The 19,644-nt window shown below is 71.5% G+C and carries 19 protein-coding genes; 13 read left to right on the top strand and 6 right to left on the bottom strand.

From position 1 onward, the window contains the following. Window positions 1-12: 12 nt before the first annotated feature. On the bottom strand, window positions 13-1,134 hold the full coding sequence (locus ABTY62_RS25190) for a methyltransferase domain-containing protein (protein WP_352131700.1): 1,122 nt from the start codon (window positions 1,132-1,134) through the stop codon (window positions 13-15). 467 nt (window positions 1,135-1,601) lie between these two features. On the opposite strand from ABTY62_RS25190, the gene ABTY62_RS25185 reads away from it, so the two are divergent. The 3 genes from ABTY62_RS25185 to ABTY62_RS25175 all read left to right on the top strand — a co-directional run bounded on the left by ABTY62_RS25185 (window position 1,602) and on the right by ABTY62_RS25175 (window position 4,747). Then, window positions 1,602-2,336, top strand: a complete 735-nt coding sequence (locus ABTY62_RS25185) for an alpha/beta fold hydrolase (protein ID WP_352131699.1) — start codon at window positions 1,602-1,604, stop codon at window positions 2,334-2,336. 104 nt (window positions 2,337-2,440) lie between these two features. After that, window positions 2,441-3,622 carry a helix-turn-helix domain-containing protein gene (locus tag ABTY62_RS25180; protein ID WP_352131698.1) on the top strand — a complete coding sequence of 394 codons (1,182 nt, stop codon included), beginning with the start codon at window positions 2,441-2,443 and terminating at the stop codon, window positions 3,620-3,622. Window positions 3,623-3,742: 120 nt separating this feature from the next. Beyond that, window positions 3,743-4,747 carry a helix-turn-helix transcriptional regulator gene (locus ABTY62_RS25175; protein WP_352131697.1) on the top strand — a complete coding sequence of 335 codons (1,005 nt, stop codon included), beginning with the start codon at window positions 3,743-3,745 and terminating at the stop codon, window positions 4,745-4,747. Here ABTY62_RS25175 and ABTY62_RS25170 read toward each other — a convergent pair. Then, complete coding sequence (locus ABTY62_RS25170; protein ID WP_352131696.1) at window positions 4,738-5,658, bottom strand: SDR family oxidoreductase; 921 nt, start codon at window positions 5,656-5,658, stop codon at window positions 4,738-4,740. The genes ABTY62_RS25175 and ABTY62_RS25170 overlap by 10 nt on opposite strands. Before the next feature lie 160 nt (window positions 5,659-5,818). Here ABTY62_RS25170 and ABTY62_RS25165 point away from each other — a divergent pair, with 160 nt between their 5' ends. Beyond that, window positions 5,819-6,337, top strand: coding sequence for a DUF4240 domain-containing protein (locus ABTY62_RS25165; protein ID WP_352131780.1), 519 nt, complete (start codon window positions 5,819-5,821; stop codon window positions 6,335-6,337). Between the two features lie 36 nt (window positions 6,338-6,373). Here ABTY62_RS25165 and ABTY62_RS25160 read toward each other — a convergent pair whose 3' ends face one another. Beyond that, window positions 6,374-6,859 (bottom strand): GNAT family N-acetyltransferase, encoded by a 486-nt coding sequence (locus tag ABTY62_RS25160; RefSeq protein ID WP_352131695.1) that lies wholly within the window; start codon window positions 6,857-6,859, stop codon window positions 6,374-6,376. 88 nt (window positions 6,860-6,947) lie between these two features. On the opposite strand from ABTY62_RS25160, the gene ABTY62_RS25155 reads away from it, so the two are divergent. After that, the gene (locus ABTY62_RS25155; RefSeq protein WP_352131694.1) at window positions 6,948-7,856 is read left to right on the top strand and encodes a TIGR01777 family oxidoreductase; all 909 of its coding nucleotides are present in this window, start codon (window positions 6,948-6,950) and stop codon (window positions 7,854-7,856) included. A gap of 188 nt (window positions 7,857-8,044) precedes the next feature. After that, the gene (locus tag ABTY62_RS25150) at window positions 8,045-9,421 is read left to right on the top strand and encodes an NAD(P)/FAD-dependent oxidoreductase (protein WP_352131693.1); all 1,377 of its coding nucleotides are present in this window, start codon (window positions 8,045-8,047) and stop codon (window positions 9,419-9,421) included. Between the two features lie 273 nt (window positions 9,422-9,694). On the opposite strand, the gene ABTY62_RS25145 is transcribed toward ABTY62_RS25150, so the two are convergent. Next, window positions 9,695-11,176 carry an NsdA family TPR-like regulatory protein gene (locus tag ABTY62_RS25145; protein WP_352131692.1) on the bottom strand — a complete coding sequence of 494 codons (1,482 nt, stop codon included), beginning with the start codon at window positions 11,174-11,176 and terminating at the stop codon, window positions 9,695-9,697. Window positions 11,177-11,402: 226 nt separating this feature from the next. On the opposite strand from ABTY62_RS25145, the gene lipB reads away from it, so the two are divergent. From lipB to ABTY62_RS25125, 4 genes are all read left to right on the top strand, one after another. Next, window positions 11,403-12,185, top strand: a complete 783-nt coding sequence (lipB, locus tag ABTY62_RS25140; protein WP_352131691.1) for a lipoyl(octanoyl) transferase LipB — start codon at window positions 11,403-11,405, stop codon at window positions 12,183-12,185. 101 nt (window positions 12,186-12,286) lie between these two features. Next, window positions 12,287-13,237, top strand: a complete 951-nt coding sequence (gene lipA, locus ABTY62_RS25135) for a lipoyl synthase (protein ID WP_352131690.1) — start codon at window positions 12,287-12,289, stop codon at window positions 13,235-13,237. Between the two features lie 222 nt (window positions 13,238-13,459). Continuing rightward, window positions 13,460-13,660, top strand: coding sequence for an SCO2195 family GlnR-regulated protein (locus ABTY62_RS25130; protein ID WP_311729996.1), 201 nt, complete (start codon window positions 13,460-13,462; stop codon window positions 13,658-13,660). A 10-nt stretch (window positions 13,661-13,670) separates the two neighbouring features. Continuing rightward, on the top strand, window positions 13,671-14,351 hold the full coding sequence (locus ABTY62_RS25125; RefSeq protein WP_311729997.1) for a DUF4191 domain-containing protein: 681 nt from the start codon (window positions 13,671-13,673) through the stop codon (window positions 14,349-14,351). A gap of 100 nt (window positions 14,352-14,451) precedes the next feature. Here the strand turns inward: ABTY62_RS25125 and ABTY62_RS25120 are convergent, their stop codons facing one another. After that, window positions 14,452-14,919: an RDD family protein gene (locus tag ABTY62_RS25120; RefSeq protein ID WP_352131689.1), complete on the bottom strand. Its 468-nt coding sequence runs from the start codon at window positions 14,917-14,919 to the stop codon at window positions 14,452-14,454. A 267-nt stretch (window positions 14,920-15,186) separates the two neighbouring features. On the opposite strand from ABTY62_RS25120, the gene glnA reads away from it, so the two are divergent. Then, window positions 15,187-16,596 carry a type I glutamate--ammonia ligase gene (gene glnA, locus ABTY62_RS25115; protein WP_352131688.1) on the top strand — a complete coding sequence of 470 codons (1,410 nt, stop codon included), beginning with the start codon at window positions 15,187-15,189 and terminating at the stop codon, window positions 16,594-16,596. Between the two features lie 250 nt (window positions 16,597-16,846). Continuing rightward, window positions 16,847-17,347: a molybdopterin-binding protein gene (locus ABTY62_RS25110; RefSeq protein WP_352131687.1), complete on the top strand. Its 501-nt coding sequence runs from the start codon at window positions 16,847-16,849 to the stop codon at window positions 17,345-17,347. A 25-nt stretch (window positions 17,348-17,372) separates the two neighbouring features. Here the strand turns inward: ABTY62_RS25110 and eno are convergent, their stop codons facing one another. Continuing rightward, complete coding sequence (eno, locus tag ABTY62_RS25105; protein ID WP_352131686.1) at window positions 17,373-18,656, bottom strand: phosphopyruvate hydratase; 1,284 nt, start codon at window positions 18,654-18,656, stop codon at window positions 17,373-17,375. A 76-nt stretch (window positions 18,657-18,732) separates the two neighbouring features. On the opposite strand from eno, the gene ABTY62_RS25100 reads away from it, so the two are divergent. Then, on the top strand, window positions 18,733-19,596 hold the full coding sequence (locus ABTY62_RS25100; RefSeq protein ID WP_352131685.1) for a winged helix-turn-helix transcriptional regulator: 864 nt from the start codon (window positions 18,733-18,735) through the stop codon (window positions 19,594-19,596). Window positions 19,597-19,644 lie beyond the last annotated feature (48 nt).

Raw genomic sequence — 19,644 nt, 5'->3', positions numbered from 1 at the left:
GGGCCGGTCGTTTCACAGAGTCCAGGAGTTCACGGAGTCGTCCAGCCAAGCGTGTGTCCCTTCGGCCGTGACCGTGAGACCGAACCGGGAGTGATCCGGTTCGCCATGGCTGACCCACCAGTGATAGGCGCTCTCCACCTCGCCCCACAACCGGCGAGGACCGGACTGGTAGACCTTGGCTTCCCTGCGGTCATCACGGAAGACGACGACCGCCCAGGACCTGTCCGAGCCGCCTCGAGTTCCGTAGAACCACACGGCGCGCCGACCATCCCGCTTACGGTCGGGGTTGTGCGCAACGTCAGGCACACGCAGGCCCAAGGCGAAACCGACCGCGTCGAAACTCCCGGTGCCACAGAGCTGCGCCTCAGTGAGCGTCGTGGTGGACGTCTCCGCAGCGTCCAGTGCCCCCGGCGGGACGTACTCGTCGTGCCGGGGCCACACGAACCGTTGAGAGCGCAGACGCATGAACGCCACGGGCCGGGTGAACGGCCCTGACGCGTTCTGTCCGTGCGGGGCGACCACGAGTCGGGCGGTCGCTTCGCCAGGACCGTAGTACGTCCCCCAGGGAACGAGGAGCACCCCGCCCGGTTTGGACTGCTCCACCCACGCGAACGGGATCTTCCGCAACCCGCATGTGGCGATGACGCGATCGTACGGAGCGCATGCGGGGTACCCGAGGAGCCCGTCCCCGTGCACCACCTGCATCGGTAGCCCGAAGCGGTCCAAGGACTTCCTGGCATCCGAGGCAACAGCACCGTCCACTTCCACGGTGACGACGTTCTCAGCGCCCAGACGATGCGCCAGCAAGGCCGCGTTCCACCCTGTCCCCGTACCGATCTCCAGCACCCGCTGTCCCGGCTTCACATCCAGGTCGGCCAGCATGGAGAACACCAGGCTCGGCATGGACGACGAGGAGCTGAAGGAATTACCCGGCCCGGGACCCTCGTGCGCGCCATCGTCCCATTGCGTGACGATGGGGTCGTCGGAGTCGGCGTGTTGCTGCCACGCTTCCGGATCCTGCTCTTTGTTGACCGTGGAGTATCGGCCGGTGGCCATGTCATGCGGCCATATCAGGGCGGGCAGGAAGCGGGAGCGCGGCACGGCCTCATAGGCCGGGGCCCACTCGGCCGACATGGCGCCCGTGTTGAGGAGGAGGCGGCCCAGCTCCTCACGAGTGGACCGCCCCGCCTGCTCAGCCGAGCTTGTCACTTCTTGTGCGTCCCATCGCCGGGAGGCGTCGAACCGTCCGGGTGGGGCTCGTCGGTGGGCGTCCACGGCTGTCCGGGGTGCCCGTCGCCTCCGTCCTCGTCCTTTCCGTGCCCGCCGCCTTGTGCGAATAAAATGCCGAATTGAACGCTCATCGCTTCCCCTCCCGAGATTCCGGATCTAAACCGTGCTGCCAGTACTGCCCCCGCGCACGGCTTCACCGGCTTCATGCTCATGATGCCGTATGTCCAGTTAACGACCATTTGAATGCGGGAACTTGCACATCGTTCACACTGAGACGGTCCGGCGGCTTTCATCACGACTCGCGGCGGTCAGTCGAACGTGGCACTGCCCGTGCCTCGATGGCCAAACGGTTGCCGACACAGTCATGACCGATGATTCTCATCGTTCCCGACGGTCTCAATGTTCCAAGAACGAAGCGGAGAGTACGAGGTATATGCATGTTTGTCTTGATTCCCGGGGCCGGGGGTGCGGCCTGGTACTGGCATCGTGTGGTGCCCGAGTTGCACGCCAGGGGGCACGAGGCGGTCGCTGTTGAGCTACCCGGCGCCGACGAATCCGCAGGGCTGCCCGAGTACACCGACGCGGTGGTTGCAGCGATCGGCGACCATGACGACGTTGTGTTGGTGGCCCAGTCGATGGGCGGCTTCACCGCCCCGATGGTCTGCACTCGCGTACAAGTAGATCTGTTGGTGCTGGTCAACGCGATGATCCCGCTGCCGGGCGAGACGCCCGGACAGTGGTGGGACAACACCGGATCGCCGGCGGCCCGCGTCGCGGCAGCCGAAGCAGGCGGGTACAGCCCGGAGTTCGACCTGTCCACCTATTTCCTGCATGACGTGCCGGCCGAGGTCGCCGCCGCCGGCGCGGCGCACGACCGGCCTGAGGCCGACGCCGCGTTCGGCCAGCCTTGCGGCATCGAACGGTGGCCGGATGTGACCACTCGCGTGCTTGCCGCAGCCGAGGACCGGTTCTTTCCCCCGGAGTTCCAGCGCCGAGTGGCCCGCGACCGTCTCGGGATCAACACCGACGACGTCCCCGGCGGTCACCTGGTCGCGCTGTCGCGCCCGGTCGACCTGGTCGACCGGCTGATCGAGTATCTGCGCTGACGAGCGGCGGGCCCTCCCCGTCTGACTACACCGCGTGCCGTCCTTTCCCATGAACAAGCACGAGCCCGCTGACAGGGCCTGTAGCCCCGAGGAAGACTGACGCTATGAGCACCACTGAGCTCGCCCCCGGCGCCAACATCGCCGTACTCCGCAAGGAGCGCGGCTGGAGTCAGATCCACACGGCTCGCAAGGCCGCCATCTCTGTGTCGCTCCTGTCCAAGATCGAGGTAGGAGACCGGACGCTGACGCCTGCCGTCGCCGCTGCCCTGGCTCGCGCCTTCGGCGTGACCATGGACGAGGTGCTTGGCCGTGTCCCTGTCACTCAGGAGGATCAAGCGCGTCTCTCCTCTCTCAGGGCCGCCATCAGGGACTACGACCTGCCGGACAGACGGCCTGTCGAGGAGCCGCGCATGAGTGCGGCTCTGGAGGCCGCTGGAAGGTACCGGGACGCCGTAGACGTGGTTGGGCTCAAGAAATTGCTCCCGAGTCTCCTGCGGGACGCTACGGCTCACGCGCACGCGGCCAACACCGCGGAAGCGTGGATGACGCTCGCAGAGGTCTACAGCTCCGTGTACTGGCTCGCCGCGCGGCATCGCTGGATGGACCTGGCAGCGTTAGCCGTGGCTCGACAGAGATGGGCTGTGGAGCAGAAATCCAACCCTCTTGGCGAAGCCATCGCGGCTCGGGACAGGGCCGGCACCTATCTCAACTTCGGTGACGTCGAGCATGGGCTGATGCTTGTGGATCGGGCGATTGCCAAGGCCCAGGCGTCGCTGAGCGGAACTGATCGCGACATAGCGGTATCCATCCTGAACCTCCGAGGGATGACCCTTGCTGGTCGGCTGACAGATAAGCGGGAAGCGAAGCGGGAAGCTCAGCGCCATATCGATTCCGCCCATAACGCCAACATCGGCATTGGCCGTGACCTGGACGTGCATGGTCTGACCGTGGGACCTCAGAACACGTTCACGCACGAACTCGCCACCTGTGTGGATCTTGGCAGGCCCCGGGAGGCGCTGAGGCTGGCCGATGACCTGCCTGCCGCCCTGGCGGGTCTGCCTCCGACACGGGTAGCCCCGACGCACATCAACTACGCCAGGGCTCAGCTCGACCTCGGGGACCGTGACGGGGCGCTGGAAAACCTGAGTATCGCCTGGGACGCGGCACCACAGATGGCCCGTATCCATCCGATGGGTCGGGAAGTGTTCCGGGTGGTGTCGTCCCTGCACCGGAGGAGCAACGCGAAGTTGTCGAAGCTCTCGAAGTTGGCGGGGATTGAGCTCTGACTCCACCGCCTCGCTCGCGGAACGACGAGGGCCTCAACTCCGGAGGCGTCGGTCCTGAGCACCGGGAGAGGGCCGGGAAGAACCCCGGCCCCGGGCCGCGCGCAAGGGCATGATGGACGCATGCGCGCCGCTCGGCTGATCCGTCTCTTGTTGCTGTTGCAGTCCCGGCCCTCCATGACGGGGGCCGACCTGGCGCGGGAGCTGGAGGTCTCGGAGCGTACGGTCACGCGCGATGTGGCCGCGCTCTCCGAGGCCGGGGTCCCGGTCTACGCGGACCGCGGCCGCACCGGCGGCTACCGCCTGGTCGGCGGCTACCGCACCCGGCTGACCGGCCTCGGCCGCACCGAGGCCGAGGCGCTGTTCCTGTCCGGGGTGCCGTCCGCACTGCGCGGCATGGGGCTCGCGGACGCCGCCTCCGCCGCCCGGCTGAAGGTCTCCGCCTCGCTCCTCCCCGAGCTGCGCGACGCCTCGCACACCGCGGCCCAGCGCTTCCACCTCGACGCCCCCGGCTGGTGGCACGAGCCCGAGACGCCCGAGCTGCTGCCCGCGGTCGCCGACGCTGTGTGGGACGACCGCCGGGTCACGGCCCGCTACCACCGCCGGGACGCCGAGGTGGAGCGGGAGCTGGAGCCGTACGGCCTGGTGCTGAAGGCGGGCGTCTGGTACCTGGCGGCACGGGTCGAGGGCGAGGGCGACTTCCGCGTCTACCGGGTGGACCGCTTCACCGCCGTCGGGCCGGCGGGCCCCGCCGACCGCCACGACCACCACGACCGCTTCGAACGGCTGGCGGACTTCGACCTGCCCGCGTTCTGGGAGGAGCGCGCCGCGCAGTTCGCCCGCTCGCTCCTGCGCGAGAAGGTCGTGCTGCGGCTGACCGGGGAGGGCGCGCGCCGGCTGCCGCAGGTGACGGACCGGACGGCGGGCCAGGAGGCGGTGGCGGCGGCCGGGGCGGCCGGGGACCCCGACGGGCAGGGACGGATCACCGTCACCCTGCCCGTGGAGTCGCTGGACGTGGCGTACGAGCAGCTGCTGGCGCTCGGCCCGGAGGCGGAGGTGCTGGAGCCGCCGGAGCTGCGCGAGCGCTTCGCCGCGGCGGCCGCCCGCGCCTCCGCGCTCTACCGGTAGTCCTCGGCCGTCCCCTCCTTCCCGCCGAAGACGACGTCCTGGAAGTAGCCCATGGCGTCCGGCCGGGAGCCGTCCAGGTCGGTGAAGCCGTAGGCCTTGGCCAGCTCTCCGCTGGAGAGCGACGTGCCGGACCACCGCGCCCGCTCCGGATCCGCGGCGAGCGCCGCGACCGCCCGCCCGATCAGGTGCGGCGACTCGGCGATGGCGAAGTGCGGCTCCCGCTCGACGGCGTCGCGCCAGTTCTCCTCGGTCACCCCGAAGTGGTCGAGCATCTGCTCGGAGCGCAGAAAGCCGGGGGTGATGGAGACCGCCGTGCCGCCGAACTCCTTCAGTTCCTGGGCGAGCCCGAAGGCCATCCGGATCGGGGCGTTCTTGGCGAGGTCGAAGAAGAGGTTCTCGCGGTAGGTCCTGTTGAACTCGGCGGTGCCGTCGGTCACCTCGACCACCAGCCCGCCCGGCCGCCGGGTCAGCAGCGGCAGCGCGTAGTAGCTGGTGATCAGGTGGGTCTCGACTCCCAGCCGGAGCATCCGCAGCCCGTTCCCGAGCTCCAGCTCCCAGCTCTTCTTGTCGAAGGTGACCAGGTGCTCACCGCCCCACACGTCGTTGACGAGCACATCCAGCCGCCCCTGCTCGTCCTCGATGCGCTCGATCAGCGCCCGCACCCGCTCGGGCTCCAGGTGGTCGACCGGCACCGCGATCCCCGTGCCGCCGGCGGCCGTGACCAGCTCCGCCGTCTCCTCGATGGTCTCCGTGGACCGCCCGACCTCGCTGACCGCGTCCCGCGTCGTACGTCCCGTCGCGTAGACGGTGGCGCCCGCCGCGCCAAGTTCCACGGCCATTGCCCGGCCGGCGCCGCGTGTCGCCCCCGCGACGAGTGCGACCTTGCCTGCCAGTGCGCCCTGTGTGCTCACGTCCGTGTGTCCCTTCGATGTGCCGCTTGCTATGGACACCCCGACCCTCCCAGCAAATCCCGTCATCTTCTGTCGCCTTTTCCGGAGCCTTCGTCCCAGCCGCCCTCGCGGGCCGCTCCGGCGTGCACAAGCGCGCACAAGGGCCGATGCTGGTCCCGTGATGGACGAGACGGAGTTCTGGGAGCTGGTCGACAGCGCTCGGGATGCCGCCGAGGGCGACCCCGAGGACCAGTCCGACCTGCTCGTCGACCGGCTGTCCCAGCTGGACCCGGACGCCGTCCTGGACTTCGCCCGCCACTTCGAGGCCCGCTCCAACCGCGCCTACCGCTGGGACCTGTGGGGCGCGGCCCAACTCCTGCTGGGGGATGTCGGCGACGACGCCTTCGACGCCTTCCGCTACTGGCTGATCGGCCAGGGCCGGGAGGTGTTCGAGGGCGCGCTGCACGAGCCGGACAACCTCGCCGAGCTGCTGGAGAGCTTTGACGAGCGGGTGGACGGGGACTGCGAGGACCTGGGCTTCGCGGCGGACGAGGCGTACGAGCAGCTGACCGGCGCGGTGCTGCCGGACCTGGGTCTGCCCTCGCGGACGGCCGAACCCGAGGGCCCTACCGTCGACTTGGAGGACGAGCGGGCGCTGGCGGAGCGGTTCCCCCGGCTGTGGGAACGCTTCCGGGTGTAGGTCCCCGGGCCGGCGGGTGACGGGCTCCGGGCCCGGTTACAGGGCGCGCCCCATCAGCACGTCGTCCACGTACTCCCCGTCCAGCAGGAACTCCCCCGGCAGCACGCCCTCCACCGCGAAGCCCTCGGACTCGTACAGCCGCCGCGCCGGCGCGTTGTGCCCGAGCACCCGCAGCGTGATGCGGACCGCCCCCTGGCGCCTGGCCTCCTCGTACGCGGCGCCGAGCAGCGCCCGCGCCACGCCCCGGCCGCGCGCCCAGTCGTCCACCGCCAGGCCCTGGATCGCGCGTACATGCGCGTTGCAGGCGAGCGGGGTCGGCGCGACGAGGCGTATGAAGCCCGCCGTCCGCCCCGCGGCCTCGGCGATCAGCAGGTGTTCGGGCCGGTTCCGGTCGGTGAAGAAGGGGGCGTCCGGGCTCGACGGCGGCTGTACGGAGTGCAGCGGGGACCAGGTGCGCCGGTCCAGATCGGCGAGTGTCGCGTCGTCGGCGAGGGCGGCGGGTCGAATGATCAGATCGGACATGCGGGTCACTGTGCCACGGTGGTCCGTTCGCCCGTGCGTTGAGCGGCGCATCCGGCATCCGGCGTGCGATGGGGGGCACGATGGCCTCATGCGTATCGCGATCACCGGTTCGTCCGGGCTCATCGGCACGGCTCTCGTCCGCTCCCTGCGCGCGGACGGCCACGAGGTGGTGCGGCTGGTGCGGCGCCCGCCGCGGGCGGAGGACGAGGTCCGGTGGGAGCCGAAGCGGCAGTGGGTGGACGCCGAGGGGCTCGCGGGCTGCGCGGCGGTGGTGCATCTCGCGGGCGCGGGCATCGGCGACCGCCGCTGGACCGACGCCTACAAGAAGGAGTTGCGGGACAGCCGGGTGCTCGGCACCGCCGCCATCGCCGAGGCCGTGGCCTCCCTCGACACCCCGCCGCGGGTGCTGGTGAGCGGCAGCGCGATCGGCATCTACGGCGACACCGGGGAGCGCGCGGTGGACGAGAGCGCGCCCCCTGGCGAGGGCTTCCTCGCGGGCCTGTGCCAGGAGTGGGAGGAGGCGGCCGGGGCGGCCCAGGACGCGGGCGTGCGGACCGTGTTCGCCCGCACCGGGCTGGTGGTGGCCGGGGAGGGCGGAGCCTGGGGGCGGCTCTTCCCGCTGTTCCGGTTCGGCCTCGGGGGCCGGATGGGCAGCGGCCGCCAGTACTGGAGCTTCATCGCCCTGGACGACCACATCGCCGCCCTGCGCCACATCCTGACCACCGAGGGGCTGGCGGGCCCGGTCAACCTCACCGCGCCCGAACCCGTCACCAACCGCGAGGTGACCGCCGCCATGGGCCGGGTGCTGGGCCGGCCGACGCTGCTGTCCGTCCCCGCGCCCGCGCTGCGGCTCGCGCTGGGCGAGCTCTCCAGCGATGTCCTCGGCAGTGTGCGGGCCGTGCCCCGGCGGCTGTTGGACTCGGGGTTCACCTTCGCCCACCCGGGGATCGAGGAGGCGCTGCGGGCGGCGCTGGCCGCGCGCGGGGGTCGCCGCTGATCGACCGCCGGGGGCCGATGTGCGACCGCTGTGCGCCCATGCTCGGTCGATGCGCGTCTGGCATCGACCGTTTTTGTCCGTACTGTCATGACGGGCCCAGGGAACCCGAGTTGTGGCACAGAGGCATCCGGGCTGCCGGTCGGGGGCACCAGGCCCCCTAGCGTACGCACCGACCTCGGGGAGGGCACGTGCTCACCAGCGCGCACCGCACGGACGTCGTCATCGTGGGAGCCGGACTGGCGGGGCTGGCCGCGGCCCACCAGCTGACCAGTGCGGGGGTCACGGTCAGCGTGCTGGAAGCCGCGCCCCGCGTGGGTGGCCGCATGGCCACCGATCTGATCGACGGCTTCCGGCTGGACCGCACCGGACAGCTCATCAACACCTCGTTCCCGGAGCTGCGGCGCACCCCCGGGCTCGGCGAACTCGTGCTGCGCCCCTTCGCCCCGGGCGTGCTGGTGCGCTCCGACGGCCGCACCCACCGGGTCGGCGCCACCGGGGCCGGCGGCTGGGGCACCAACGGCCGGAGCGCAAACGGCCGGGCCACGGGCAGCCGGAGCACGAGGGGCGCACTGACCACGGCGCGCGCCCTCGCGAACGCCGCCCGTGCGCCTCTCGGCGGCGCGCTCGACCAGGCCCGGCTCGGCTCGGCCCTCGGCAGGCTCGCCGCCCTGCCCGCCGACCGCCTCCTCACCCGCCCCGACCGGCCCGTCGCCGAGACCCTGGCCGGGCGCGGGCTGCCCGCCCGTACCGTCGAGGGCTTTCTGCGCCCGCTGCTCGTCTCGCTGCTCAGCGACCCCGGGCTGACCACCTCCAGCCGCTGCGCCGACCTGGTGCTGCGCGGCTACGCACGGGGCCGGCTGTGCCTCCCGGCGGGCGGCGCCTCGGCCGTCCCGGAGCTGCTGGCCGCGGCCCTGCCGCCGGGCACGGTCCACACCGGCGTACGCGCCGTGACGGCCTCCACCACCACCGTGGCCACCGCCGGACACGGCGAGTTCGCCTGCCGCTCGGTGCTGGTCGCCACCGGCGCGCGCGCCGCCGCGGACCTCCTCCCCGGGCTGCGGCTCCCGGACTTCCACCCGGTCACCGTGTTGCACCACACCGCGGACCGGTCGCCGCTGCGCGAGCCCGCGCTGGTGCTCACCGCCGGGGACCGCGGCCCGGTCGCGCACACCGCCGTCGCCAGCGAGGTCGACCCCTCGCGCACCCCGCCCGGCCGGGTCCTGATCACCTCCACGGTCCTGGGCGCCGCCGCGGCCCTGCCCGCCGCCGAGCTCGACCGGGCCGCCCGGGCCCAACTGGCCGCGGTCTACGGCACCTCCACCGCCCGCTGGGAGCTGCTCGCCGCCCACCACGACCCCAGCGCGGTCCCCGCCATGCCCGCCCCCCACGATCTGCGGCGCCCGGTCCGGCTGCTGTCCGGCCTGTATGTGTGCGGCGACCACCGCGACTCCAGCACGGTGCAGGGCGCCCTCGTCTCCGGACGCCGCGCAGCCCGCGCCATCCTGCACGACCTCGGCGCGCTCCCCGGCGCCGAGCCCTCGACCCCGGGCGCGGCGGCGGCCTGACCCGCCGGCCCGGAGGACCTGCGGGGCGGCGGGCCCAGCCCGCCGCCCCGCGCCCAACCACCCACGTCACGCCCCGGCGGGCGCGGGCTCCGGCCGGCGCGGCCCTCCGCCGTACGGAGCCCCAGCCCGCGCGGCGTCCCCGGCCCGCGCGGCGCCCGCGCCCTGCGCGAAGTCTCCGCCCGCGACATCGCCCGCGCCGCCGCCGCGATCGCCGGTCCCGCCCGCTCCCGCGTCCCGCGGGCCCTCGCCGCGGACCGCGCCTCCCCGCCCCGGCTACCCCAGCGCCGCCACCCGGTCCCGGTACCCCCGCACCGCCGCCGCGTCCCGGTACGGCTCGAGCCGCCGCTCGAAGTCCCGTACGTAGTCCGTGGCGCGCGCCGACCGCATCTCGGCCGCCTGCTGCGCCGCCTCCGCGCCCAGCGCGCACGCCTGCTCCAGCTCGCCGAGGCCCAGCCGCGCCGTCGCCAGCACCACCCGGCAGAACAGCCTGCTGCGCGCGTACGCCTTGCCGCGCAGCTGGAGCGAGCGCTCGGCGTGCTGGGCGGCGGCCCGGTACTGCTGGAGATCGCGGTGGCAGTGTCCGAACTCGTCGGCCAGCTGCGCCTCGTCGAAGAACCGCGCCCAGTAGGGCACATCGTCCCCCGGCCGGGCCGTCTCCAGCGCCCGCTCGGCGCGCGCCAGCGAGGCGGTGCAGGCCCGCACCTCGCCCATGACGGCGTGGCCCCGTGCCTCCACGGCGTGCAGCAGCGACTGGAGGGCGGGCGGGGCGCCGCCGCCCATGCCCTGCTGGGCCACCCGGGCCAGCTGGACGGCCTCCCGCCCATGGCCGAGATAGACGGCCTGGCGGCTCATCGTGACCAGCACATAGCTGCCGTACGGCCGGTCCCCCGCCGCCTGGGCGAGCCGCAGCGCCTGGACGAAGTACCGCTGGGCCAGGCCGTGGGCGGCGATGTCGTACGAGGTCCAGCCCGCGAGCCGGGTCAGATCGGCGATCGCGGCGAACAGCCGCCGCCCCGTCGCCTCCCCGTAGGTGCCGCGCAGCATCGGCTCGCCCTCGTGCTCCAGATACCGCACCAGGGCCTGCCGGGCGTGCCCGCCGCCGTACGTCTGGTCCAGGGAGCGGAACAGCTCGCCCACCGACCGCAGCGCGGCGATGTCCCCACCGGTGACCCGGTGGCCGGGGCCGCGCTGGCAGCGGTCCGTCTGCCGCTGCCGGGGCAGCGGCGGCCGGGCGCCCGGCCCGGCGGTCCTGCCCACCACCCTGACCGGCACCGCGCCCGGGGGCGGTGCGGGCGGCTCGCCGCGCGCCACCTTGTCGTCGGGCCGCCCGATCAGCCAGTCGCGGCTGGGGACCACCAGCCCCGCCGGGGTGAAGGCGATCTTCCGTAGCTCCGCCTGACTGCCGGAGTCCTTGCGCCACAGCCCGCTGACGATGTCCACCGCCTCCTGCGGGGTGGCGGCGAACTCCAGCCCGGCGTAGACCGGCGCACAGGCGTCGAGGCCCAGGTCCTGGGCGCTGAGCCGGCGCCCGAGGCGCCGGGTGAAGACCTCGGCGATGAGCGCCGGAGTGGTGCCGCGTGGCTGCTGTCCGCGCAGCCAGCGGGTCACGGATGTCTTGTCGTACCGCAGGTCCAAACCGTGCTCGAGGCCGAGCTGGTCCACCCGCCGGGCGAGCCCGGCGTTCGAGAAGCCCGCCTCCGCGATGAGCGCGGCGAGCTGACGGTTGGGAATGCGCTGCGGGGGTCGTTCCGTCATCAGCCTGCCGGTCTCCCTGATCGCTTCGTGGAAACGGCCCGAAAGTAGCCGCCGCCGGGCCACTGATCGTCTCGCTCGCCCGGCATTCATCCGATCGTGTGAGGGTCGGGTGAGAGCGCCCGGCGCAACGATCCGGCTGCGGGGGCCGGATCCGCCGGACGTAGAGTGGCTGAGGCGCACCGGACGGGCGCCGGAGCGCTGTACGAGGTCCGAAGGGATTGCCGCCGTGAGTGAGCTGCGCTTTGTCCATCTGGGATTCGGGGCGGACGCCGTCGACTACCAGGAGGCGTGGCAGGAGCAGCGGCGGGTGCACGCCGCGCGGTTCGCCGACGAGGTGCCGGACACCTGTCTGCTGCTGGAGCACCCGCCGGTCTACACCGCGGGCCGGCGCACGGCCGACAACGAGCGCCCCCTGGACGGCACCCCGGTCGTGGACGTGGACCGCGGCGGCAAGATCACCTGGCATGGGCCGGGGCAGCTCGTCGGCTATCCGATCCTCAGGCTGCCGCGTCCGGTCGACGTCATCGCGCATGTACGACGTCTGGAGGATGCCCTGCTCCTCACCTGTGCGGAGTTCGGCCTGGAGGCCACCCGGGTCGAGGGCCGCAGCGGGGTGTGGGTGCTGGGGGACCCGCTGGAGGAGCGCCGCGCGCTGGGCGGGCTGAATCTGGACTTCGATCCGCGCGTCGCCGACGAGGAGTTCGACCCCCGGCTGAACGGCCCGGAGTACGCCCCGTCCAACGCCGGCCAGCGCCGCGAGGACCGCAAGCTCGCCCAGATCGGGGTGCGGATCGCCAAGGGCGTGACGATGCACGGCTTCTCGCTCAACTGCAATCCCGATACCACCTGGTTCGACCGGATCGTGCCGTGCGGCATCCGCGACGCGGGTGTGACCTCGCTCTCGGAGGAGCTGGGCCGCGAGATCAGCGTGGCGGAGGTGGTTCCGGTGATCGAGAAGCATCTGCTGGCCGTCCTGGAGTCCGCCGTGCCGCTGCCCCGCGCCGTCTGAGGACCTTCGGTTGCCCTGGGCGTAAGGGCGTACGAATGACGGGCGTACGCTGGGGTTCGCCAAAGATTCGATGCCTCTCCAAGCACTAAGGAGTGCCGGACGTGTCCGCAGTCGCACCCGACGGACGCAAAATGCTGCGCCTTGAGGTCCGGAACAGCCAGACGCCCATCGAGCGCAAGCCGGAGTGGATCAAAACCCGGGCGAAGATGGGGCCCGAGTACACCGCGCTCCAGGGCCTGGTGAAGCGCGAGGGCCTGCACACCGTGTGCCAGGAAGCGGGCTGTCCGAACATCTACGAATGCTGGGAGGACCGCGAGGCGACCTTCCTGATCGGTGGCGAGCAGTGCACCCGGCGCTGTGACTTCTGCCTGATCGACACCGGCAAGCCGCAGCCCCTGGACCGCGACGAGCCGCGCCGCGTGGCCGAGTCCGTCCAGTCCATGGAGCTGAAGTACGCGACGATCACCGGGGTCGCCCGCGACGACCTCGAGGACGGCGGCGCCTGGCTGTACGCGGAGACGGTCCGCCAGATCCACGCCCTGATGCCGGACACCGGCGTCGAGCTGCTGATCCCGGACTTCAACGCGGTGCCCGAGCAGCTCGCCGAGGTCTTCTCGTCCCGCCCCGAGGTGCTCGCGCACAACGTCGAGACCGTTCCGCGGGTCTTCAAGCGCATCCGCCCCGGCTTCCGCTACGAGCGCTCGCTCGAGGTGATCACCAGGGCGCGCGAGGCGGGTCTGGTCACCAAGTCCAATCTGATCCTGGGCATGGGCGAGGAGCGGGCGGAAATCAGCCAGGCGCTCCAGGACCTGTACGACGCGGGCTGCGAGCTGATCACGATCACGCAGTATCTGCGGCCGTCCGTCCGGCACCACCCGGTGGACCGCTGGGTCAAGCCCCAGGAGTTCGTGGAGCTGAAGGAGGAGGCGGAGGAGATCGGCTACGCCGGTGTCATGTCCGGCCCGCTCGTCCGCTCCTCGTACCGCGCGGGCAGGCTCTATCAGCAGGCGATCGAAAAGCGCGGTGCCGTGGTGGCCGCGCAGGCGGTATGACCACCGGATGTGACCAACACGCTATGTGAGTACGGGCACACCCACGCGCCGCGCCTTGAGGGACGTCGCAGGTCAGAGCAAGATCGTCGGCTTTTCAAGGCTTCATCGGTGTTTGACCGGCCGGTCACGCACTGGTAACACCTTTGGGTAACGATTAAGCCACACAACGTTCTGTGTGTGAGCTTCGATCACACGGTTATTCGCCGCTCCCGAGGGGGACCCATGTCGGCCGCGCCCGTACGTCCGCCGTCCGTCACCGATGCGCTGCTCGCTCTGGAGGGTCTGCTGCTGGGCGGCGGGCAGCGCACCGCCCGCCGCAACGCATGGACCGCGGTGCTGGAGGACCGTCGCCGGGCGAAGGACCGGCACGAGGCCCAGCACGTCCTGGAGGCCGTGTCCACCGGGGCTTCCCAGGCCACGTAAACTTCGCTGTATGGCGAGGAAGGAAAACTCCGAGAACCCCGGGCGTCTGAAGCAGATCGCCCTGACCTACAAGATGACCAAGAAGGTCGACTCGAAGGTCGGTCTTGTCGTCGCCGCGGTGGGAATCGTCACGTTCGGTGTCTTCCTCGCGATCGGCTTCTGGATCAACCACCCGATCTTCCTGGGCATCCTGGGCTTCGTCCTGGCTTTCCTCGCGATGGCGATCGTTTTCGGCCGCCGGGCCGAGCGGGCGGCCTTCGGGCAGATGGAAGGACAGCCGGGCGCGGCGGCGGCAGTGCTCGAGAACGTGGGCCGCGGCTGGTCGGTGACGCCCGCGGTGGCGATGAACCGCAACCAGGACGTCATCCACCGGGCCGTCGGCAAGGCGGGCATCGTGCTGGTCGCCGAGGGCAACCCGAACCGGCTGAAGTCCATGCTGGCCGCGGAGAAGAAGCGGATGGCGCGCATCGTCGCGGACGTCCCGGTGCACGATGTGATCGTGGGCACCGGCGAGGACCAGGTGCCGATCAAGAAGCTGCGCACCAAGCTGCTGAAGCTGCCGCGGGTGCTGCCCGGCGCGCAGGTGACCGCGGTCAACGACCGGCTGCGGGCGCTGGGCGACCTGATGAGCAACATGCCGATCCCGAAGGGCCCGATGCCCAAGGGGATGCGGATGCCGAAGGGCCGCTGAGATCCCGCTCCACTCCGCACACGACCGCATACGACTGGGCGGCCCGGAACCTCGGTTCCGGGCCGCCCAGTCGTTTGAATCGTCTGGTGGATCCAGGGGCTCAGATCCGGATCTGCACCGAGCCGGAGAGCCGGTCGTGCAGACCGCGGGTGTCCCGGTCCCAGACCACGGCGGGGATCACGAGCAGCACCAGCACGGCGCGCAGCACCACGCGCGGCAGGCCCAGCCGGCCGCCCTTCTCGGAGATCACGCGCAGCTTCAGCAGCAGCTTGCCGGGGGTGCAGCCGACCGTGCCGACGAAGACCACACTCACCGCGAAGAAGACGACCAGCGCCCAGTTGCCCGCGGCCTGTGCCTTGCCTCCGGACAGCAGCGCGTAGGCGACGAGCAGGCACAGTCCCCAGTCGATGAGCAGCGCCCCCACGCGGCGTCCGAGGGGTGCGATGGAGCCCGGCCCGCTCTCCGGCAGCCCCAGTCCCTCGCCCCGGTAGCCCAGGTCGACGCCCATGTCCTCGGCGGTCGCGCGCGGCCCGGAGAGCCATGATCCGATTGCTTGCCTATTGTCCACCCGACCACGTTACTGCGACCGCATACGTTCCCCGTGGAGCGGGGCCCGCTTCCCGCGTGGCTCTCCCCCGGGCCGCCCCCGCGCGGACCGGGCCCCCGCCTCACACACCCCCCGCACATCTCACGTATCCCGGTTAACCTGGGTGAAACAAATGGGTCATGCCCGGGAAATCCCGTCTGCCTATGGTCGGCCACAGCGCGTCAGCCGCACATGAGCCGCGCGACCGAACAAATCCCCGTCCCCCGCGGCCGGGCTAGGAGGAGTTGGATGTTCCAGAACGCCGACGACGCTCGGAAGTTCATCTCGGACGAGGACGTCAAGTTCGTCGACGTCCGGTTCTGTGACCTTCCCGGCGTCATGCAGCACTTCACCGTACCGGCGGAGGCGTTCGACCCGCACGAGGAGCTTGCCTTCGACGGCTCGTCGATCCGCGGCTTCCAGGCGATCCACGAGTCGGACATGGCCCTGCGTGCGGACCTGTCGACGGCCCGTGTCGACCCGTTCCGGCGGGACAAGACGCTCAACATCAACTTCTTCATCCATGACCCGATCACGGGTGAGCAGTACAGCCGCGACCCGCGCAACATCGCCAAGAAGGCCGAGGCCTACCTCGCCTCCACCGGCATCGCCGACACCGCGTACTTCGGCCCCGAGGCCGAGTTCTACGTGTTCGACAGCGTCCGCTTCGAGACCAAGTCGAACGAGGCCTTCTACCACATCGACTCCGAGGCGGGCGCCTGGAACACCGGTGCGCTGGAGGACAACCGCGGTTACAAGGTCCGGTACAAGGGCGGCTACTTCCCGACCCCGCCGGTCGACCACTTCGCCGACCTGCGCGCCGAGATCAGCCTGGAGCTGGGCAGGTCCGGCCTCCAGGTCGAGCGCCAGCACCACGAGGTGGGCACCGCCGGCCAGGCCGAGATCAACTACAAGTTCAACACGCTGCTCGCCGCGGCCGACGACCTTCAGCTGTTCAAGTACATCGTCAAGAACGTGGCGTGGAAGAACGGCAAGACCGCGACCTTCATGCCGAAGCCGATCTTCGGTGACAACGGCTCGGGCATGCACGTCCACCAGTCCCTGTGGCTGGGCGGCGAGCCGCTCTTCTACGACGAGCAGGGCTACGCGGGCCTGTCGGACATGGCGCGCTACTACATCGGCGGCATCCTCAAGCACGCCCCGTCGCTGCTGGCCTTCACCAACCCGACGGTGAACTCCTACCACCGTCTGGTCCCGGGCTTCGAGGCCCCGGTCAACCTGGTGTACTCGCAGCGCAACCGCTCCGCCGCGATGCGTATCCCGATCACCGGCTCCAACCCGAAGGCCAAGCGCGTCGAGTTCCGCGCCCCGGACTCCTCCGGCAACCCGTACCTGGCCTTCTCCGCGCTCCTCCTCGCGGGCCTGGACGGCGTCAAGAACAAGATCGAGCCGGCCGAGCCGATCGACAAGGACCTCTACGAGCTCGCCCCCGAGGAGCACGCGGGCGTCCCGCAGGTCCCGACCTCCCTCCCGGCCGTCCTCGACTCCCTCGAGGCCGACCACGAGTTCCTGCTCCAGGGCGATGTGTTCACCTCGGACCTGATCGAGACCTGGATCGACTACAAGCGCACCAACGAGATCGCTCCGCTCCAGCTGCGTCCGCACCCGCACGAGTTCGAGCTCTACTTCGACGTGTGAGCCGAATTCGTCCGACGTAGCGTCAGACGCTGAACGGTGAAGGCCGCCACCCGGGTCCGGGTGGCGGCCTTCACCGTTTCCGCGTCTCTCTCCGCCACCATCGCGGATCGCATCTGCGAGGCATTAGTGGCCATTCAAGCCGCATCTGCGACTTCATTCCCCCATTGGGCTCGCATATGCGGATTAGCGTCAGCGCGGGGCGGGCATAACGGCAGGATTGGCGTGCGATTCCCGCGGAGGTGGAAAGCCCATGAGCAATTCACCCCTACCCGTCAGCCCCGCCCCCTCCGGTGAGCCCGCCTCCGGGGCGTTCGCCGTGGTCCGGCTGGTGGGGGATCTGGCCCGGCCGGCTCGGCTCCGGGTGCGTGATCTGGGTGCCTGGCCTCAGCACCGGGCCCGGGTCAGCTTCGAGTGCGCGACCAGCGGGGTGCAGCACCACCGCTTCGAGGGCCCGCTGCTGCACGATGTGCTGTACGACGCGGGGCCCGGCTTCGACCCGGCCCGCCGCAAGGACCGGCTGCGTTTTCTGATCGACGTCACGGGGGCGGACGGGCACCGCGCGGTGCTCTCCTGGGGCGAGATCGATCCGGACTTCGGCCGCGCGCCCGTGCTGCTGGCGACGCGCATCGACGACACCCCGCTGGACCGGGCCGGGCCGCAGCTGGTGCTGCCGCAGGACCGGTGCGGGGCCCGGCACATCAGCGGGATCACCGCGATCCACGTCGACGGGCACTACACCGCCCGGGCGTGAGCGGCGCGGCCCATCGGCCGCCGGTCTATCGGCGCAGCCCGAGGGCGTCCCGGCCGGCGTAGCGGGCCTGGGCGCCGAGTTCCTCCTCGATGCGGATGAGCTGGTTGTACTTGGCGGTCCGGTCGGAGCGGGACATCGACCCGGTCTTGATCTGGCCGCAGCCGGTGGCCACCGCGAGGTCGGCGATCGTGGTGTCCTCGGTCTCGCCGGAGCGGTGCGACATGACCACCGTGTAGCCCGCCTGGTGGGCGGTGCGGACGGTGGCCAGGGTCTCGGTGAGGGTGCCGATCTGGTTGACCTTGACCAGGATGGAGTTGGCCACTCCGTCGACGATGCCCTCGCGCAGCAGCGTCTCGTTGGTGCAGAACACGTCGTCGCCGGTGAGCTGGCAGCGGTCGCCGAGCCGGGCCATCAGCAGCCGCCAGCCGTCGAGGTCGTTCTCTGCCATCGCGTCCTCGATCGAGGCGACGGGGTAGCGGTCGACCAGCCCGGCGAGGTAGTCCACGTGCTGCTCGGGGGTGCGGCGCACGCCCTCGCCCGCGTAGTCGTAGACCCCGTCCCGGAAGAACTCGGAGGTGGCGGGGTCCATGACGACGGTGATGTCCTCGCCGGGCTTGTAGCCGGTGCGCTCGACGGCGCGGACGACGAAGTCCAGCGCCTCGTCGGCCGTGCGCAGGGCGGGGGCGAAGCCGCCCTCGTCGCCGACGCCGGTGCTGTGGCCGGCGGTGATGAGGTCGCGGCGCAGGGTGTGGAAGACCTCCGAGCCCATGCGTACGGCCTCGGCGAAGGTGGCCGCGCCGATCGGGGCGATCATGAACTCCTGGAAGTCCAGCGGATTGTCGGCGTGCGCGCCGCCGTTGACGATGTTCATCATCGGCACCGGCAGCCACCGCGCGTCCACCCCGCCGACGTACCGGTACAGCGGCAGCCGGTGCGCGGCCGCGGCCGCCTTGGCCACGGCGAGCGAGACGCCCAGGGTGGCGTTGGCGCCGAGCCGGGACTTGTTGGGGGTGCCGTCCAGCTCGATCAGGGCCGTGTCGACCGCGGACTGGTCCTCCGCGTCCAGGCCGACCACGGTGTCCGCGATGGTCTCGTTGACGGCGTCGACGGCGCGGCGTACGCCCTTGCCGTGGTAGCGGGCCGGGTCCTCGTCGCGCAGCTCCACCGCCTCCCGCGCCCCGGTCGAGGCCCCGGACGGCACGGCGGCGCGGCCGAGCGAGCCGTCGGACAGCTCGACGTCCACCTCGACGGTGGGGTTGCCGCGGCTGTCGATGATCTCGCGTGCGACGACGCGGGCGATGGCGGTCATGGTGCAGCTCCTCACATGCGCTGAATGTTTCCTGATGAAACAAAGTGAGTTCCGAAAAGGAACTTACTATGGGGGCATGAGGATGCACAACGCCGACGCGACCTGCGGCATCGCCCAGGCCGCCACGATCGTGGGCGACTGGTGGAACGTACTGATCCTGCGGGAGGTCGCCCGCGGCCAGGTGCGCTTCGACGCCCTCGCCGCCGAGTTGGGCCTGTCCCGCAAGGTCCTCACCGAGCGGCTCGGCCGCCTCGTCGCCGCCGGTGTGCTGAGCCGCGGCCTCTACCAGCGCCGCCCGGTGCGCTACGAGTACCTGCTCACCGACTCCGGACGCGCGCTGCTGCCGGTGCTGGTGGCCATGCAGGACTGGGGCGACCGCTGGGCCCTCGGTGACGGGAGCCTGACCGCCACGGCGGCGGAGGACGGCGCCGAGCACGCCCGCGTCCATGGGCTGGCCGGCACGCGGCTGCCCGAGGGGCTGCTGCTGCCCGCCACAGGCGGCGCCCCGCTCGACGTGGTCGCGCCGGACGCCGCCGCGACCGTCCTGTTCAGCTATCCGGCCACCGGCGTCCAGTGGGAGGAGCCACTGCCCGGCGCCGCCGGCAGCACCCTGGAGAACCGCCTCTTCCGCGACGCCTGGCCCGCGCTGCGGGACGCGGGCGTGGCCGTCCACGGCGTCAGCACCCAACTCCCGGACGAGCAGGCGGCCTTCGCCCGCGCCGAGTCCGTGCCCTACCCGCTGCTGTCCGACCACCGGCTGAGCCTCGCCGCCGCCCTGCGGCTGCCCACCTTCCACGGCGCGGGCAGGCTCCGGCTCAAGCGCGCCGTCCTCGTCCTCGACCCGCGGCGGACCGTCCGGCATGTCCGCTTCCCCGTCGGCGACATCTCCCACGCCGTGGACGAGGCCCGGCGGCTCGCGACCGCACTGGCGCACGGCTGAGCCCCGGCCCAAACCTGCCTCCGCACCCCGCTGGTTCCGCGCCGGCTA

This window comes from Streptomyces sp. NPDC097640 (assembly GCF_040302705.1).
Lineage (GTDB): Bacteria > Actinomycetota > Actinomycetes > Streptomycetales > Streptomycetaceae > Streptomyces.
The sequence above is the reverse complement of the archived record's forward strand: the minus strand, read 5'-3'. Positions and strand labels throughout refer to the sequence as shown.

What these genes read in the sequence shown, in the direction of transcription:
- ABTY62_RS25190 (WP_352131700.1), bottom strand. Translation starts at nt 1,134, where the DNA reads ATGTCGGCCGAGTGGGCCCCGGCCTATGAGGCCGTGCCGCGCTCCCGC.
- ABTY62_RS25185 (WP_352131699.1), top strand. Translation starts at nt 1,602, where the DNA reads ATGATTCTCATCGTTCCCGACGGTCTCAATGTTCCAAGAACGAAGCGG.
- ABTY62_RS25180 (WP_352131698.1), top strand. Translation starts at nt 2,441, where the DNA reads ATGAGCACCACTGAGCTCGCCCCCGGCGCCAACATCGCCGTACTCCGC.
- ABTY62_RS25175 (WP_352131697.1), top strand. Translation starts at nt 3,743, where the DNA reads ATGCGCGCCGCTCGGCTGATCCGTCTCTTGTTGCTGTTGCAGTCCCGG.
- ABTY62_RS25165 (WP_352131780.1), top strand. Translation starts at nt 5,819, where the DNA reads ATGGACGAGACGGAGTTCTGGGAGCTGGTCGACAGCGCTCGGGATGCC.
- ABTY62_RS25160 (WP_352131695.1), bottom strand. Translation starts at nt 6,859, where the DNA reads ATGTCCGATCTGATCATTCGACCCGCCGCCCTCGCCGACGACGCGACA.
- ABTY62_RS25155 (WP_352131694.1), top strand. Translation starts at nt 6,948, where the DNA reads ATGCGTATCGCGATCACCGGTTCGTCCGGGCTCATCGGCACGGCTCTC.
- ABTY62_RS25145 (WP_352131692.1), bottom strand. Translation starts at nt 11,176, where the DNA reads ATGACGGAACGACCCCCGCAGCGCATTCCCAACCGTCAGCTCGCCGCG.
- ABTY62_RS25130 (WP_311729996.1), top strand. Translation starts at nt 13,460, where the DNA reads ATGTCGGCCGCGCCCGTACGTCCGCCGTCCGTCACCGATGCGCTGCTC.
- ABTY62_RS25125 (WP_311729997.1), top strand. Translation starts at nt 13,671, where the DNA reads ATGGCGAGGAAGGAAAACTCCGAGAACCCCGGGCGTCTGAAGCAGATC.
- glnA (WP_352131688.1), top strand. Translation starts at nt 15,187, where the DNA reads ATGTTCCAGAACGCCGACGACGCTCGGAAGTTCATCTCGGACGAGGAC.
- ABTY62_RS25110 (WP_352131687.1), top strand. Translation starts at nt 16,847, where the DNA reads ATGAGCAATTCACCCCTACCCGTCAGCCCCGCCCCCTCCGGTGAGCCC.
- eno (WP_352131686.1), bottom strand. Translation starts at nt 18,656, where the DNA reads ATGACCGCCATCGCCCGCGTCGTCGCACGCGAGATCATCGACAGCCGC.
- ABTY62_RS25100 (WP_352131685.1), top strand. Translation starts at nt 18,733, where the DNA reads ATGAGGATGCACAACGCCGACGCGACCTGCGGCATCGCCCAGGCCGCC.